The organism is Glycocaulis alkaliphilus (assembly GCF_004000605.1).
In the GTDB taxonomy this organism is placed as follows: Bacteria; Pseudomonadota; Alphaproteobacteria; order Caulobacterales; family Maricaulaceae; genus Glycocaulis; species Glycocaulis alkaliphilus.
In genome coordinates this window covers 2,626,780-2,641,828 of the sequence record NZ_CP018911.1, presented here as the reverse complement: position 1 = coordinate 2,641,828, position 15,049 = coordinate 2,626,780, and the positions used below count along the sequence as shown (strand labels likewise).

The window sequence follows — 15,049 nt, the reverse complement described above, 5'->3', positions numbered from 1 at the left end:
CTGAAGGCGCGAGGGAAGCGGTGAGCGCTTACCCGGCCTGCAGTTTCTTGAAAAATTCAAACAGCTTTCCGTAAGGCGGCGCCATCAGGCGGATCGGGTGCCAGACCGGCGCATGAAACACGCTGCGCTCATGGCAGAAGGTACGGAAACCCTCTTCACCGTGATAGGCGCCATAGCCCGATGCGCCCGTGCCGCCAAAGGGCAAATCCTCGACCGACAGGTGCAGCATCGGCACGTTCACGCCCACCCCGCCCGACATGGTCTTGTCGAGAAAGACCTGCGCGGTAGCTTTGGACTTTGTGTAGACATAAAGCGCCAGCGGCCGGTCCCGGTCATTGATGATGCGTGCGGCATCATCAAGACCGTCATGGCCGAGCACCGGCAATACGGGGCCGAAAATCTCTTCCGTCATCAGTTTTGAGTCCGCAGGCGCATTCAGCACCACCGTCGGCGGGAAGGCATGGTGATTGCCGCCCGTGCCGCTTTCGGTGGGCACCTGCAGCACGGTCGCGCCGCCCTTGCGCGCTTCCTCGACCATCTCTGAGATGCGCTTGTAGTGCCGCTCCGAAACGATGCCGGTATAGTCGTCATTGCTGTCCGGGCCGGGCCAGAACTTCGTCGCATTGGCGACAATCGCATCGGCTAGGGATTGCTCAGAGCCCTTGGGGGTCAGCACATAGTCCGGCGCGACGCAGGTCTGGCCGGCATTGAAATACTTGCCCCAGGCGATGGTCTTGGCCGCTTCCTCGATGTCGAAATCGGGCGCGATGACGGTGGGCGATTTGCCACCCAGCTCCAGCGTGACGGGGGTGAGGTTCTTCGCGGCCGCCTGCGCCACCAGCCGCCCGACATGGGTGGAGCCAGTGTAGAAGAGATGGTCGAAGGCCAGATCGCAGAAGGCTTGCCCCACTTCCGGCCCGCCGGTGATGACGGCGACATGGTCCTCCGAATAGAGGCTGCCAAGCGTCTCTTTCAGCATGTCGGCGACGCGCGGCGTGTATTCGGACGGCTTGATCATCACCCGGCACCCGGCAGCAAGGGCCGGAACCAGCGGGGCCAGCGCCAGCTGGATCGGGTAGTTCCACGGCGCGACAATGCCGACAACGCCCTTCGGCTCGCGCCTTATATAGGCTTTGCCCGGCGCCAGCGTCATCGGCACCGGCACCGAGCGGTCCGCCATCCAGCTTTTGAGCTTCTTGCGGGTGTGCTTGGCGGTGGCGAGGGTAAAGCCGATCTCGGCGATCTGGGTCTCGGCGGCGGAGCGGCGGCCATAGTCTGCGGACACGGCGGCGGCGAAGGCATCGGCCTTCTCCTTGACCATGGCTTCGAGCTTCTCAAGGTCCGCCTTGCGTTCGCCATAGGGGCGTATCTTGCTGGCCTTGAAGGCGGATTTCTGCGCGTCGAAGACCGATTTCATGCGCTCGATCTGGCGGGCTGCGGCGTCACTCATCGGGTCTCTCCTCGGCTTCGGTCTCGAACGGGTTTCAGGCGCCAGCGATAATCATGTCGGCGGCGCGGGTGGCGATCATCATGGTCGGGGCGTTGGTGTTGCCGCCGACGACACGCGGCATCACCGAGGCATCGACGACGCGGAGGGACTTCACCCCGCGCACCCGGCATTGCGGGTCGGTAACGGCAAGCTCGCCCGAACCCATCGCGCAGGTGGAGGTGGGATGGTAGAGCGTCTCGGCATTGGCGCGGACATGATCGAGAAGCTCCGCGCGCGTGCCATTGGCTTTCGCGGGCAGTTCCAGCTCCCTGAACTCGCCATCAAAGGCGTCGCTCAAGAGAATGTCGCGCGCGACCTCCAGGCAATCGGTCATCACCTCGGCATCCTCCTCATGGGCCATGTAATTGGGGTCAATGAGGATGGGATCGCGCGGGTCGGCGCTTTTCAGGCGTAAGCTCCCCCGGCTTTGCGGATAGAGATGGCAGGCATGGATCATCATGCCATGCCCGGTCATGGTCTCGCGGCCATGGGGTGATCCGCGCGCCGGGATGAAGACAAGCTGGATGTCCGGCAAATCCTTCGCGCGGCTGGATTTCACAAACCCGCAGCCCTGCACCGGATTGACCGTGAAATTGCCCGTGCCGGTCGTCGCCCATTGCAGCACGTCACGCGCGGTCGCGGGGAATTTCTTCAGCGAATAGCCGATGGATCTGGCCGATCGGGTGGAGGCGCGGGCCATGATGTCGAGATGGTCCTGCATGTTCGCGCCGACGCCAGGCAGATCGGCTTCGACGGATATGCCATGCTCGCGGAGATGGTCCGCGGGCCCGATGCCCGACAGCATGAGAAGGTGCGGCGTGTTGATCGCCCCGCCTGACAGGATCACTTCCCTAAGGGCGCTAACCACACAGGTCTCGCTTTCGGTCTGGATCTCGATGCCGGTCGCCCGGCCTTCCTCAATGATGACTTTGCGGGCGAGCGCGCCGGTGATGATTGTCAGGTTTGGCCGCGTCATGGCGGGTTTCAGGAAGGCGTCAGCCGCCGAGCAGCGCTTGCCGTCTTTCTGCGTCACCTGATAGACGCCAAAGCCTTCCTGTTTCTCGCCGTTGAAATCATCATTCCACGGCAATTGCCGGTGGCGGCAGGCCTCGTAATAGAGCTCGGTCAGTGGATTGAGCGGCGAGATGGATTTGACATTCAGCGGCCCGCCCTTGCCGTGCCAGGGCTCGCCATGGTTTTCGTTGTTTTCGACCCGCTTGAAGGCTTCCAGCGCCGCCTCGCGGCCCCAGCCTGTCGCGCCGTAAACCTTCTCCCACTCGTCGTAATTCTCCCACGCGCCACGCATATAGTGCATGGCGTTGATGGAGGAGGAACCTCCGAGCGTCTTGCCGCGCGGCCAGTAGAGCTTGCGGTCCTGAAGGTTTTTCTGCGGCTCTGTCCAGTAATCCCAGTTGATCGACGGATCGGTGATCGCGAACTGCAGGAGCATGGGCGTCTGGATGATCGCCTTCTTGTCGGAGCCGCCTGCCTCGATCACGCAGACCGTGACAGACGGGTCTTCAGACAGACGGGCTGCCAGCACCGATCCGGCGCTGCCCGCGCCCGCGATCACATAATCGTACTCGGACGCGGCGGACATTATTCGCTGTCCTCTTCTGATGCCTCGTCGAGCGGCTCTTCTTCGACACCCAGCGGGGCATCGAGGGCGGGTTCCCCGGTGTCTTCAACCGGCTCCGGCTCCACCTCAAGCGGCGACACCGTTTCGGCAATCGCGCGCATGACGGTGAACACCTCCGCGCCGAGACGCCCCCAGGCCGGGTCACCGGCATTCTGGGCGATCACCACGCCGCGCCGCTCATCGACCCAGATATACTGGCCGTAGACGCCAGCGAAGAAATACTCGCCATCATGGCCTTCGGGGATCCAGAAATGCAGGCCATAGCCGCGCGGGCCATAGGCCGGTGTCGCGCCCGCCTCATGGGCCGGCGAGACCGGGCGGGTGGCTTCCTGCACCCAGCCCTCTGGCAGCAGGCGGGTGCCGTTCCACACGCCGTCCTGCAGATAGAACTGGCCGAAGCGGGCATAGTCCTCGCTGGTCGCCTGCAGGCAGCAATAGCCGACCGCAACGCCGCGATTGCCCGGAACCTGCTGCAGCCATGTGGCGTCAGATGTCATGCCGAGCGGGGTCCAGATGCGCTCTTCCACCACTTGCGCCAGCGATCCGCCAAACACATGGCGCGCGACAGCGGAGAGAACCTGCGTGTTGGTGGAGGCGTAGTGGAGGTGTTCGCCGGGCACCTGGTCATTGGCGCCAAAGGCGCTGGCCAGCGCGTCCGGGCTGCGGCCCATGATGAAGGCGTTGAAGAAGAAGGGACGTACATCAGAGGGGCGGTCGGGCGAGTACTCCTCGTTGAAATTGATCCCCGCCGACATCATCAGCAGATGACGCAAGGACACCGTGCCATAATACGTCCCGGCATATTCGGGCGCATAACGCTCTGCCGGATCATCAAGGCTTTCGATCAGGCCTTCATCCAGCGCCATCGCGATCAGGCTCGCGACATAGCTCTTGCCGACCGACCATGAGGTGAAGCGGGTGGTCTCGTCGGCGCCATGGAAGAAGCGCTGATGGATCATTTCGCCATCGCGCAGCACGGTCAGGCCGGTCACCTGGCCGCTTTCCAGATATTGGTCGAGCGTGCGCGTCTCACCGTCCCACTCATAGCTCACATCAAGCGGCTGGAGATTGCGCGGCAGGGGTTGCGGCGCCGTTGCCGAAATCGTGGCGCTGGGCAGGATCTCGTCCATGCGCTGGAAGGTGGTCACATAGTCGTCCGGATTGTCGAGCGCGGTAATGCTCGCGGGCGAATAGGGCGACCAGGGCCGGTAATACCAGCCTGCAAATGCCAGTCCAGCGACAACGATTACGGCCACCAGGCCGATCAGAATACGCTTCATGCGCGCCTCCCCAGATTATGTGGCCGGTCACGCACGAATCCGCCCCGGCCCTTGTGTTTGGGCAGAAGTGAACACCTTTCACGCTTCGAACGCCAGCCCCTTCGCTGAGCGATGTGTCAGTCCGCTGGCGAAAGGCGCAGCAGCGCGCCATTGGCATGGTCCGTCATGACATAGACCAGCCCGTCCGGGCCCACGCGCACATCGCGGATGCGTGCGCCCTCATCTGCCAGCAGGACTTCCTCGGCTATCGCCTGACCGTTTTCGATGCGGACCCGGTGCAGGGCCTGTCCGGCCAGCGCACCGATCAGCAGATCGCCGCTCCAGTTGGGGAAGGCCTCACCGCGATAGATGGCCAGACCTGACGGCGCGATGGAGTTGGGCAGCCATTCACGCAGCGGGCCAGTGTAATCATCTCCATGTGCGGTGAAAGGCGAGATGCGCGCACCGGAGTAATCAAGTCCCGAAGTGACGATGGGCCAGCCATAATTCTGGCCGCCTTCGATAATGTTCAGCTCGTCCCCGCCGCGCGGCCCGTGCTCATGCGCCCAGACAATGCCGGTCTGAGGGTCGATGGCGATGCCTTGCACATTGCGATGGCCGTAGGTCCAGATGTCGGCCAGCGCCCCGTCTTCCTCTGCCAGCGGATTGCCGCTTGCCGGCGCACCATCGGGATTGAGGCGCACGATAGTGCCGAAATGGTTGGCGAGGTTCTGCGCTTCCTCGCGGAATTCAAATCCATCCCCCAGGGTGAGCAACAACGTGCCATCGCCCATGAAGGCGATGCGTCCGCCAAAATGCGCGCCGCCGGTCTTGTCCATCTGCGAGGTCCAGATCACCTCACCATCAAGCAGCGCGCCATCTTCATAGCGCGCGCGATAGAGGGCGGTGTTGTTGGACTGGGCGGTGCCGCTCGCAAAGGAGAGATAGACCAGCGAGGAGGCGGTGAAGTCCGGCGCGAGCACGACATCGAACAGCCCGCCTTGGGAGAGTGCCAGTACCTCCGGCACGCCGCTGACCGGCGCATCAACAAGCGCGCCATCGCGGATCAGGCGAAGCTGGCCGGTCCGCTCGGTCACCAGCATGTCTCCGCCGGGCAGGAAGGCCAGCCCCCAGGGATGCTCCAGCCCGTCCACGACCGTTTCCACCGAGACAGAATGGCCACTGGCCGGTTCAGGCAGTTCAACCGCTTCGCGATTGTCTGCGCAGGCCGCAGCGATGAGGCCAAGCGCGCAGGCCAGAAGTGCGCGGTGATGAAGTGCTGATACCGTCATGAACGTAATCTCCAACCTTGAAAAATGCGTGCCACGGCGAAAACAGAGATTGGCCAGGCGGTGGTTTGCGGGGCATCATGGCCGCAAATCATTCATCGACCAAGATGGTTCGTGGGGCGGGCAAGGGGCGGACGGATCCGCCGGGTCCAAAAGGGGGAGTGCCGATATGGGCTGGTTCAGGTATCCGCTGGGTCTGGTGCTGGCGAGCATCTTCATGGCGCTGGCCGGCGTGATTGTGCAGACGCAGTTCGTGCTGTCGGCGCTGGCGGGTGCCGGTGCGCAGATTTCCGCCGCAGACCGGCTATCGATGACGCTCGCGGACATGGCGGGCCTGGGTCCGCTCTATCTCGTTTTCATCCTGATCGGCTTTCTCATCGCCTTTCTTGCCGGGGCGCTGGTGGTCCGTTTCACGCCGGTGCCGCGCACAGCCGTCTACGCGGTGGCCGGGGCGGTGTGCATGTTCGTCATGCTGATGCTGATGCGCGAGGTGTTCTTCGGCGTTCCGGTGATTGCTGGCGCGCGCAGCCTTGCTGGCGAAATATCACAAGCGGTGTGCGGCGCGCTGGCGGGCGTGTTCTACGCATGGATGACCAGCCGTCAGGGTTAATTGCTTGTCCAGTGTGACGGGAATGCCTCACTTGGCTGACAGACCACTAAAGACCCGATGACAAACCTGTGAAATCGCGCCTACAGTGAAAGGCGAAGCCATGTGGACGTATGAATCTGCAGGCTGAACACATCCAAAGGGGGAGGAACCCAATGAAGCGTTTTTCAAGAGCCGCCGTGCTCGGTGCGACCGCGTTGGCCGCTGGCCTTGTCGGCACTGCCGCGCAGGCACAAGTCGAAATCATCACCGTTACAGCCCAGAAGCGTGAGCAGACCCTGCTCGAAGCGCCGGTCGCCGTTACCGCCGTCACCGGCGAAATGATTGCCGAGGCGCAGATCCGCGACGCGTCCGATCTGCAGACCCTTGTTCCCTCGCTGAGCGTGGGTGAGTTTGCGGCGTCCACCAACCAGACCTTCAATATCCGCTCGCTGGGTTCTTCCTCGTTCAACCCGGGCGTCGAGCCTTCGGTTGGCGTGTTCATCGACGGTGTTTACGTGCCGCGTCAGGGCGCTTCGATCAATGACTTCCTGTCGCTGGAGCGCGTCGAAGTCATTCGTGGCCCGCAATCGACCCTGTTCGGCCGCAACACCCCTGCCGGTGTTGTCAGCTTCCACACCCGCCAGCCCGAATTCGAGTTCGGCGCCGAAGGCGAAGTGACGGTCGGCAATTACAATGCTCGCGTGGCAGCCGTTTCCGTCACCGGACCGCTGGTCGCCGATCAGCTGGCCTTCCGCCTCGATGGTTCGATCAACCAGCGCGATGGCTTCATCACCAACCAGGACGGGCGCGAGTTCAACAATCGCGACCGCTGGAGCGCGCGCGGCCAGCTGCTCTGGGATAGCGGTGGCGCCACGACCGCCCGCTTCATCGCCAGCATCAGCAATATCGACGAGAATTGCTGTGCTGCGCCGTTCTCCTACGTGTCGCCGTCAGAAGCGTTTTCACTGGCCCAGCTCGGTGCAGTGTTGCCGTCGGGCGATCCGTTTGACGGCACTACGGCCATTGACGGCCCGCTGCGCACGCAGGTCGACACCTGGGGGCTGTCAGCTGAGATCAACCATGACTTTGGCGGCTTCACGCTGACCTCGATCACGGCCTATCAGAGCTATGAAGAAGATCAGGTCATCGACGCTGACTTCACCACGCTGGATGCCGCCGGTGCGCGCCAGCAGTTCCAGGATTATAACGCCTTCACGCAGGAATTCCGCATTGCCTCCAATGGCGGCGAGAATTTCGACTGGATGGCCGGCCTGTTCTATTACAATAACGAGCTGACCTTCCAGAACGAGACGCCTTACGGCTCGCAGCTGGCTGCGTTCGCCAACCTGGCTTCCTCGCTTGACCCGTCTGTTCAGGCGCTTGCAGCAGGTCTCGGCCTTCCGGCCGGTTCGGGTATCCCGGCGATCATGAACACGATCATTGGCGGTAATAACGCGACCGGGGTGGGCACGCTGTTCCCGCTGCCGTCGGGTGCTGGCGCTCTGCCGACTGTGCCGGCCAATGGCTATCTTGGTGCGGGTCAGGGCCTCGTCAACGAGACCTACAATTACGACACCGAAGCCTGGTCTGCCTTCGGTCAGGTTGACTGGCGTGTAACCGACCGCTTCACGATCACGGCGGGTCTGCGCTATTCACGTGAGACCAAGGACTACACGCCGAACGTCACGATCAACGATCCGTTCTCGGCGCTGAATGCCGTCCAGCTTGGTCAGGATCTGCGCCTGCCGACCGCGGGGACATGCGCCGCATTCCCGGTGGGTGATTCTTGCGCCTTCTTCGTGCCGGCGATCCTCGCCGCGCAAGGCGCACCGTTTAATCCGGCGGTTCCGCTTACCGCGGAGCAGGCGGCCAACCCGGCCATCAACTTCCTGCTGCCCCTGATCGAGGGTTCGGGCCTTCAGTTCAACGTCGTCAACGCGCCGTTCGCACCGGGCTCGCGCACTGACGAGAACGTCTCCGGCTCGATCATTTTCGGGTATGACTGGAGCCCGACGCTCAACACCTATCTGAGCGTTGGCACCGGCTACAAGCCGGGTGGCTTCTCGCTGAACTCCAACTCGGCGGCGACCGGTCTCTTCCAGTTCGAGGAAGAAACCACGCTCAATATCGAGGTGGGCGTGAAGGGCACGGCATTCGAGAACCGCCTTGTCTATGCGGTGGCGCTGTTTGATCAGACCAACAAGGATTTCCAGACGGAAGTCTTCGTGGGCGGCGGCTTCTATCTCGACAATGCGGGCGAGATTTCGGTGCGCGGCCTCGAGGTCGAGGCAACCCTTGCCCCGACTCAGAACCTGGTCATTGCGGGCGGCTTCACCTGGCTGTTCCAGAACCGCTATGAAAGCTACGAGTTCGGGCCTTGCCCGCGCACCTCGTCGCTGACCGAGCCGGGCATGGCCGGTAATCCGCTGTTTGCCGACTGCCTGGCAACGCGGGTCAACCAGAATGGCTTCTCGGGTCGCTTCAACGACCTCTCGGGCGTTGATCGCGCCAACCCGGAATTCTCCGGCTTCCTGAGCGCCATGTACACCCAGCCGCTGGGTAACGGGCTTGAGCTGCGTCTGCGCGGCGAGACGTCCTATACCTCCAGCCAGAATCTGAGCGGTGCGCTGGCGGCCATGCCGAGCTTCGAGCAGGACGCCGTCACGCTGGTCAACGGCTCGATCGGTATCGGTGCCGAGGATGGCGGCTGGTCGCTGCAACTGTGGGGCCGCAACCTCACGGACGAGACCTACTACCGGGGTACGTTCTTCTCGGTCGGGACGATCGGTCCGAGCACGAACTCCTATCCCAGCAATCCGCGTACCTACGGCCTGACGCTGCGGGCACGCTTCTAGAACCTGTCTCCTTCGGGGGATCGGGCAGGGGCCGGGAGGGAAACCTCCCGGCCCTTCTTCTTTGTCCTCCCCCACATCCGTGGGGTCGGTCCTCGCTTGCCGCTCGCTAAAGCTCGCTATCGCTGCGGGCGCGCGTTCGCGCTCTTCGGACGGCGTTTCGCCGTCCGCAAGCCTCAAGCTTTGAACTCCCGGAGGCCCTTCAGTGCCATCCGGGACCGGGTGCAGGATAATTCTGATAGAGGCCCCGGGTCTCACTAACGCTCGCCCGGGGTTTCAGGTATCGGGAGAAAATTCACTCCCCCTGCGCGCCTGCCATCACATCCACGCGATCGGTGATGATGCCGTCAACGCCGCGCGCGATGAAGGTATCCATCTCGCCGGGAGCATTGATGGTCCAGACCTGAACCGCGATGCCGCGCATCATCTATCCTCCCCACCCCGATACGGGGTTAGGATATGCCATGAAGGCGCGTCAGCCAGGTGACGGGCAATAGCGGGACAAGGACGAAGGCTTATGGCGCGTATCATCCTCATCGCGGCGGGCGTTGTGGCCGGCATTGTTCTGGTGGCGGCGCTGGCCGGTCTGATGATCGCGCGTTCGCTGTTTGCCGAACCCGGTGTGGCGCGCCTTGCCGATCTGCGCGGGGAGCTGGGCGAGGCGGGGCTGCTCTTCGTGTTCGCCCATCCTGATGACGAGATCACGGCCAATGCGCTGATGGCGCGGGGTGTGGCTGAAGGTGTTCCCGTACATCTCTTCACCGCCACGCGCGGCGAGGCGGGCACGCAGTTTCCGCCGGTAGTGGACCAGCCGCATCTGGGCATAGTGCGAGAGGCGGAAGCGCGAAAGCACGGCTTTGCGCTGGGCGTTGCCTCCCACACGGTGCTCGATCTGGGTGATGGCCAGCTGCGCGCACGCCCCTTCGATCAGCTGGTGGAGCGTGTGGCGGCGGAAATCGAGCGCACCCGGCCCTCGGCCGTCATCAGCTTCCATCCTGAAAGCGCGATCTCGCTGCACCCCGATCATATGGCCATTGGGGAAGCGGCGCGCCAGGCGGTTCTGGCCATGGGTGAGGATGCGCCGCGCCTTGTCTATGTGCTCGCCCCGCGCCCGGGCCTTCGCCGGTTTGGCGGCGAACGCGGCCAGCTCATTGCCGATATACAGCCTGAGCCGGATTTTGCCGTGCCTTCGCCAGCGCGCGACAAGCAGCGGGCCTGGCGTATCCATGAAAGCCAGTCGCGCTATCTGCAGGCGACCTATGGCATTGGGCCGCGTGTGATGTACGCGCTGTGGACGCGGGAGTATTACGCCTTTGCCGACGCAACTGACTGAGTGGGCGCTCAGCGGCTTGCGCTTTGGGGCCAAAGGCAGCAAGTATTAGCCCATGGATGACAGCCCTCTTGCCATTCTCGCCATACTGGCTGTGTCCGCCCTCGCGGTGGGCGCCCTGATCGTGTTCAACCGCCTCATTGGCGGCTGGCAGGATGTTCGCTTTGAGGATGCCAGTCTGCCCTCCCAGAGGCTGGAAGAGGATGTCGTCGGGTTTCGCGCAGGCGAGGGCGTGATAGCGGCGGATGGTCTTGCCGCGCTGGTGATGGAAGAGGGCGAGGCGCGCCTCGGACTGGTGCTGGCCCGGTCAAGCCGCTGTGTGACCCGCGTGGTGCGGCCCGGCGAGATTGCACGGCTGGAGGCAGACGGCGCGCGTTTTCACATCCATTTCAACGATTTCACCCTGCCGCGCGTGACCATCGACCTTGATGATGCCTCAGCGCAAGGGTGGGGCGAGCGGATGCGCCGGTTTGTGCGCCAGAGCGATACGCAGATGCAAGGAGAGGGTCATGCCCGAACTTCCTGATCCAATCCTGATTGCCATTCCCTTCTTCGTCGCGCTGATCGTTGCCGAGATGATCTATGCGCGCATGACCGGCAAGGCCGAGTTCGAGCCCAAGGACACCGCTGCCAGCCTCGCCATGGGGCTTGGCAATACGGTGTCGGGCATTGTTCTGGGTTTCATCGCGCTGACCTGGTTCATGTATATCGAGCGCTTCGCCCTGTTTGATATTGGCTGGGCGTGGTGGGCCTTCGTGATCTGCTTCGTGCTGGACGATTTTCTCTATTACTGGGCGCACCGTTTCGCGCACACCGTGCGCTGGTGGTGGGCCGACCATGTGATCCACCACTCCTCCCAGCACTACAATCTCTCTACCGCCCTGCGTCAGCCCTGGCTCAGCCCGCTGACCTTCAAATTCATCTTCTTCGGCTCATGGCTGGTGCTGCTGGGCTTTCCCATCGCGATGGTGGCCTTTGTGGGCGCGCTGAACCTCGTCTACCAGTTCTGGATCCATACCGAAGCCGTCAAGCGCCTGCCCGCGCCGATTGAGTGGCTGTTCAACACGCCCTCCCACCACCGGGTCCATCACGCCACGAACCCGCTCTATCTGGACCGTAATTATGCGGGCGTGTTCATCATCTGGGACCGGATGTTCGGCACCTTCCAGGCGGAGCTGGACGAGGAGAAGTGCCGCTATGGCATTGTGAAGAACCTTGGCACTTACAACCCGATCCGTATCTGCCTGCATGAATGGGTGGGCATCGTGAAGGATGTGTCCTCGGCAAAGTCCTTCCGCGATGCGCTGGGCTACTGGCTCGGACCGCCGGGCTGGTCGCCCGATGGCAGCCGGGAAAGCTCGAAAATCATCAAGGCGCGCTGGGAAGAGCAACAGGCGGCAAAGCGCGGTGAAGCCGCTCCAGACGATGCGCGCGCTGCATCACCCGCCCAGACCGCCGCCACGCCCGCTGAATAAGGCCTTACGGCCCTTCCACCACATAGCCGGCAGCGGCGAGCCGCGCCTGAATGCCGTCTTCGGCCAGCCAGCCTGCTGCGCCGACAATGGCAAGGGTGACCCCGCCACCGGCTATGGAGCTGCCAATAGCCTGCGCCCATATGCCCGGATAGTCGATGTCAGCGGTGGTGGCGCCGCCGAATGTGCGAAGCCCGCCCATTTCGCCTTCCATGGCGCGCTGGCAGTCGAGCCCGGTGCGGCGGCCTGAAAATCCGCGCAGCGTGTCGACATCACCGCGTGCCCAGGCCTGCGCCGCCATCCACGCCGTGGGCAGTTCGGAGCGGGCGAATGTCACGGCCTCGGAAATACAGGTCTCGTTGGTCTCGCGCGAGAAATCCTGCACCGAGCGCATGAGGGCGGAAATATCTGATACGGCCAGATCATAGCTCTGCACGGCGCGGACCGGCACGCGGTTGCGGCGCGCGAGGCGCGTCACGCGGGTTTCAATGGCAGAGGAGCCTTGCAGATCCACGCTTTCTGCGGCCTTGCCGATCAGGTTCATGGCCTGAAAGAAGGGGTGCATCCTGCCCGGTTCCAGACTGGCAAGGCGCGCTGCCAGCGCTTCCTCCTCCGGTTCGTCCAGCACGGCGTCTGACGGCATGTCCTCGCCGCCGCGCCGGGCGGCGCGGCGCAGCGCGCGGCGGCGCTCATTGCGCTCCTCGGCGATCGCCGAGGCCTCGTAAAACCCTGCCGCCAGATCATCGCCCACACGGTCGGCCAGCGTGGTCCCGCGCGGCATCATCAGGCGGCTGCGGTTGAAGGTGACGGTGCGCAGCATCATGGCGGCCATGCGGGTGGTGCTGACCGCGCCAGCATTGACCTCCAACTCGGTCAGAACCTCGCCTGCTTCCTCCAGAACGCTCGCCACGGGGCGCTCATTCCATTCAAGGCTCGCGGGCAGCCAGGGGATTGTGATGAAGACATAGACCTCGCCAGCCTGTTCGGGATGAGAGATGCGCCAGAGCTGCGGGCCGGAGCGCTCTGCGCGCACCGTGATGATCTCGGTCTCTACCGCTTCCGGCGCGGGCGCGTCCTGCAGGGCAAGAGCAGGTGAGAGGGTGAGGGCGCAGGCAAGTACAGCAAGCAGACAGCGCAGCATGGGCACTCCGATAAGTGCGAAGGTCAGGCACGTTTGCCTCTGCGCCGCTGCCCGCACCAGTGAAATCGTGTTCATGAATTTTCACTGACTGATCAGTCAGGGGTAGACAGGCGGGTATAGTCGGAGTCATGCTCTGTCCATCGGGTGAACGCCGTTCACCCCTATAGACGAGGACCGGGCAGCGCCCGGCAGGGTTTGCACGCGCTGCACCGGCTTCCCGCTACGGAGGAGAGCTGAAGCGATGACGGCCTTGCGCGACTTGTATCCGATGCCCGGGATTGACGATCACTGGCATGTCCCCCAGCAGTTCGACGCGGTGTTTGACTGGCGCTTTGACGAGGGCCGCACCACGCTCATGCACCTCTACCAGAAGGGCAAGGACATGCAGTGGGATGCGCTCAATCGCATCGACTGGACGCAGGAGCTCGATCCGGAAAACCCGATGCAGATGCCCGACGAGGCCGTCGCCATCTATGGCTCGGATGTCTGGAACAGGATGACCAAGAAAGAGCGCATAAATCTGCGCCGCCATACGCAGGCCTGGAATATCAGCCAGTTCCTGCAAGGAGAGCAGGCGGCGTTGCTTTCTGCCTCCAAGATCGTGTCGTCCGTGCCTGATCTCGATGCGAAGTTCTACGCCGCCACGCAGGTGATGGACGAGGCGCGCCATGTGGAGGCCTATCGCCTGCTGCAGGGCAAGTTCGGCGTGGCCTATCCGATGACCGATCCGCTGCAGGAGCTGGTCAATGATGCGCTGAGGGATTCCCGCTGGGACGTCACATATCTGGCCATGCAGGTGGTGATCGAGGGGCTGGCGCTCGCCGCCTTCGGCACGATCCGCGATCTGGCGCAGAACCCGCTGGCGCGCATGGTCAATGCCTATGTGATGGAGGACGAAGCGCGCCACGTCGCTTTCGGCCGCCTGTCCCTTCGCGATTACTATCCCCAGCTGACCCAGAAAGAGCGTGATGAGCGCGAGGAATTCCTCGTGGAGGCCTGCTATCTCATGCGTGACCGCATGACCCAGAGCCACGAGCTTTACGAGGTGCTCGATCTGCCGGCGAAGGAATGCAAGGAATTCGTCGAGAACTCCGAGATCGTGAAGCTCTACCGGACGCTGCTCTTCCAGCGCATCGTGCCGATCGTGAAGGATATAGGCCTGTGGGGGCCGCGCATCCGCAAGGCGTATGAGGATATGGGCGTACTGCACTATGCCGAGCTTGATCCGCAGACCCTGCAGGATGAGGACGAGCGCATCGCCGCCCAGATCGATGCCAACAAGGCGCGCAGCGACTATGTTCACGCGGTGGCGGGGCTCGCGGAGTAGGGGTTAGCCGTCCGGCTCGCCATCCAGCGCGTCACGCAGCTGTCCGATCCTGTGCATGCGTTCGTGCAGTACGGTGACGATGCCGATATCGCCATTGTCGAGATGCCGCCAGTAGACGAAATGGCGTTCGTACCGGAACACGAAGCCGTCGACGCCCAGCTCGGCAGGGATGGGCCGTGACAGCACGCCGTGCGTGGCGATCGTCCCGAACGCGTCGAACAGGCCGGTGATGTAGCGCTCCGCCTGTTCCTCGCCCCAGTGCTTGCGGGCGTAGAGAAATATTTCGTCCAGCCGCCTTGAGGCCGCCTCCTGAATGCGGATTCGGGTCATCCGCTCAGCCCTGATTGCGGCGGATTACATCGGCGGCGGTCAGGGGCTTGTAACTGGAGTCCGGGGCCGCGAAGGCATGGGTCAGCTCCGCCTTCAGCCGATCAAAAGCTGCCTGCTCAGCGCGTTCCTTGTCCCGGCGGATCAGGTCGCGGACATATTCGCTGACATTCTCATAGGCACCGTCATCGCCGACATTGGCGGCAACGAACTCGCTCAATACTCCGCTCAGGCGCACCGTCATCGTCGTCGTGCGGGACATGGCTACCTCCGGTCCCGTTGCTGTACGTATTCAATATAATCAAAAATGAATACGTGAGGCAATCAGTCCCGTG

14 protein-coding genes are annotated in these 15,049 nt (G+C 63.2%); 6 read left to right on the top strand and 8 right to left on the bottom strand.

Annotation, left to right across the window (positions count from 1 at the left end):
• Window positions 1–28: 28 nt before the first annotated feature.
• The 4 genes from X907_RS12620 to X907_RS12605 form a co-directional block, all read right to left on the bottom strand.
• Complete coding sequence (locus tag X907_RS12620; RefSeq protein ID WP_127568552.1) at window positions 29–1,450, bottom strand: coniferyl aldehyde dehydrogenase; 1,422 nt, start codon at window positions 1,448–1,450, stop codon at window positions 29–31.
• 34 nt (window positions 1,451–1,484) lie between these two features.
• The gene (locus X907_RS12615; protein WP_127568551.1) at window positions 1,485–3,089 is read right to left on the bottom strand and encodes a GMC family oxidoreductase; all 1,605 of its coding nucleotides are present in this window, start codon (window positions 3,087–3,089) and stop codon (window positions 1,485–1,487) included.
• A complete protein-coding gene (locus X907_RS12610) occupies window positions 3,089–4,408 on the bottom strand; it encodes a serine hydrolase domain-containing protein (RefSeq protein WP_127568550.1) in 1,320 nt (439 codons plus the stop codon). The genes X907_RS12615 and X907_RS12610 overlap by 1 nt, the downstream gene beginning before the upstream one ends.
• Before the next feature lie 116 nt (window positions 4,409–4,524).
• A complete protein-coding gene (locus X907_RS12605; protein WP_127568547.1) occupies window positions 4,525–5,679 on the bottom strand; it encodes a PQQ-dependent sugar dehydrogenase in 1,155 nt (384 codons plus the stop codon).
• A 166-nt stretch (window positions 5,680–5,845) separates the two neighbouring features.
• On the opposite strand from X907_RS12605, the gene X907_RS12600 reads away from it, so the two are divergent.
• On the top strand, window positions 5,846–6,286 hold the full coding sequence (locus X907_RS12600) for a hypothetical protein (protein WP_127568545.1): 441 nt from the start codon (window positions 5,846–5,848) through the stop codon (window positions 6,284–6,286).
• Between the two features lie 152 nt (window positions 6,287–6,438).
• A complete protein-coding gene (locus X907_RS12595) occupies window positions 6,439–9,120 on the top strand; it encodes a TonB-dependent receptor (protein WP_127568543.1) in 2,682 nt (893 codons plus the stop codon).
• A gap of 292 nt (window positions 9,121–9,412) precedes the next feature.
• On the opposite strand, the gene X907_RS12590 is transcribed toward X907_RS12595, so the two are convergent.
• Window positions 9,413–9,544, bottom strand: coding sequence for a glycerophosphodiester phosphodiesterase family protein (locus tag X907_RS12590; RefSeq protein ID WP_127568541.1), 132 nt, complete (start codon window positions 9,542–9,544; stop codon window positions 9,413–9,415).
• Window positions 9,545–9,634: 90 nt separating this feature from the next.
• Between X907_RS12590 and X907_RS12585 the strand changes: the two genes are divergently transcribed.
• From X907_RS12585 to X907_RS12575, 3 genes are read left to right on the top strand one after another with little or no spacing between them, the layout of a single operon-like run.
• Window positions 9,635–10,450 (top strand): PIG-L deacetylase family protein, encoded by an 816-nt coding sequence (locus X907_RS12585; protein ID WP_127568539.1) that lies wholly within the window; start codon window positions 9,635–9,637, stop codon window positions 10,448–10,450.
• 52 nt (window positions 10,451–10,502) lie between these two features.
• Window positions 10,503–10,973 (top strand): hypothetical protein, encoded by a 471-nt coding sequence (locus X907_RS12580; protein WP_127568537.1) that lies wholly within the window; start codon window positions 10,503–10,505, stop codon window positions 10,971–10,973.
• Window positions 10,957–11,922 carry a sterol desaturase family protein gene (locus tag X907_RS12575; RefSeq protein ID WP_127568535.1) on the top strand — a complete coding sequence of 322 codons (966 nt, stop codon included), beginning with the start codon at window positions 10,957–10,959 and terminating at the stop codon, window positions 11,920–11,922. The genes X907_RS12580 and X907_RS12575 overlap by 17 nt, the downstream gene beginning before the upstream one ends.
• Before the next feature lie 4 nt (window positions 11,923–11,926).
• Here the strand turns inward: X907_RS12575 and X907_RS12570 are convergent, their stop codons facing one another.
• The gene (locus tag X907_RS12570; RefSeq protein WP_170175556.1) at window positions 11,927–13,060 is read right to left on the bottom strand and encodes a TraB/GumN family protein; all 1,134 of its coding nucleotides are present in this window, start codon (window positions 13,058–13,060) and stop codon (window positions 11,927–11,929) included.
• 241 nt (window positions 13,061–13,301) lie between these two features.
• Here X907_RS12570 and X907_RS12565 point away from each other — a divergent pair, with 241 nt between their 5' ends.
• Window positions 13,302–14,387 carry a ferritin-like domain-containing protein gene (locus tag X907_RS12565; RefSeq protein WP_127568531.1) on the top strand — a complete coding sequence of 362 codons (1,086 nt, stop codon included), beginning with the start codon at window positions 13,302–13,304 and terminating at the stop codon, window positions 14,385–14,387.
• 3 nt (window positions 14,388–14,390) lie between these two features.
• On the opposite strand, the gene X907_RS12560 is transcribed toward X907_RS12565, so the two are convergent.
• Both X907_RS12560 and X907_RS12555 read right to left on the bottom strand, forming a co-directional pair.
• Entirely contained in the window at window positions 14,391–14,717 is a 327-nt protein-coding gene (locus tag X907_RS12560) for a type II toxin-antitoxin system RelE/ParE family toxin (RefSeq protein ID WP_127568529.1), read from the bottom strand.
• 4 nt (window positions 14,718–14,721) lie between these two features.
• Entirely contained in the window at window positions 14,722–14,976 is a 255-nt protein-coding gene (locus X907_RS12555; RefSeq protein WP_127568527.1) for a ribbon-helix-helix domain-containing protein, read from the bottom strand.
• Window positions 14,977–15,049 lie beyond the last annotated feature (73 nt).

Coding starts and splice junctions, on each gene's coding strand:
- X907_RS12620 (WP_127568552.1), bottom strand. CDS start 1,450: ATGAGTGACGCCGCAGCCCGCCAGATCGAGCGCATGAAATCGGTCTTC.
- X907_RS12615 (WP_127568551.1), bottom strand. CDS start 3,089: ATGTCCGCCGCGTCCGAGTACGATTATGTGATCGCGGGCGCGGGCAGC.
- X907_RS12610 (WP_127568550.1), bottom strand. CDS start 4,408: ATGAAGCGTATTCTGATCGGCCTGGTGGCCGTAATCGTTGTCGCTGGA.
- X907_RS12605 (WP_127568547.1), bottom strand. CDS start 5,679: ATGACGGTATCAGCACTTCATCACCGCGCACTTCTGGCCTGCGCGCTT.
- X907_RS12600 (WP_127568545.1), top strand. CDS start 5,846: ATGGGCTGGTTCAGGTATCCGCTGGGTCTGGTGCTGGCGAGCATCTTC.
- X907_RS12595 (WP_127568543.1), top strand. CDS start 6,439: ATGAAGCGTTTTTCAAGAGCCGCCGTGCTCGGTGCGACCGCGTTGGCC.
- X907_RS12590 (WP_127568541.1), bottom strand. CDS start 9,544: ATGATGCGCGGCATCGCGGTTCAGGTCTGGACCATCAATGCTCCCGGC.
- X907_RS12585 (WP_127568539.1), top strand. CDS start 9,635: ATGGCGCGTATCATCCTCATCGCGGCGGGCGTTGTGGCCGGCATTGTT.
- X907_RS12580 (WP_127568537.1), top strand. CDS start 10,503: ATGGATGACAGCCCTCTTGCCATTCTCGCCATACTGGCTGTGTCCGCC.
- X907_RS12575 (WP_127568535.1), top strand. CDS start 10,957: ATGCCCGAACTTCCTGATCCAATCCTGATTGCCATTCCCTTCTTCGTC.
- X907_RS12570 (WP_170175556.1), bottom strand. CDS start 13,060: ATGCTGCGCTGTCTGCTTGCTGTACTTGCCTGCGCCCTCACCCTCTCA.
- X907_RS12565 (WP_127568531.1), top strand. CDS start 13,302: ATGACGGCCTTGCGCGACTTGTATCCGATGCCCGGGATTGACGATCAC.
- X907_RS12560 (WP_127568529.1), bottom strand. CDS start 14,717: ATGACCCGAATCCGCATTCAGGAGGCGGCCTCAAGGCGGCTGGACGAA.
- X907_RS12555 (WP_127568527.1), bottom strand. CDS start 14,976: ATGTCCCGCACGACGACGATGACGGTGCGCCTGAGCGGAGTATTGAGC.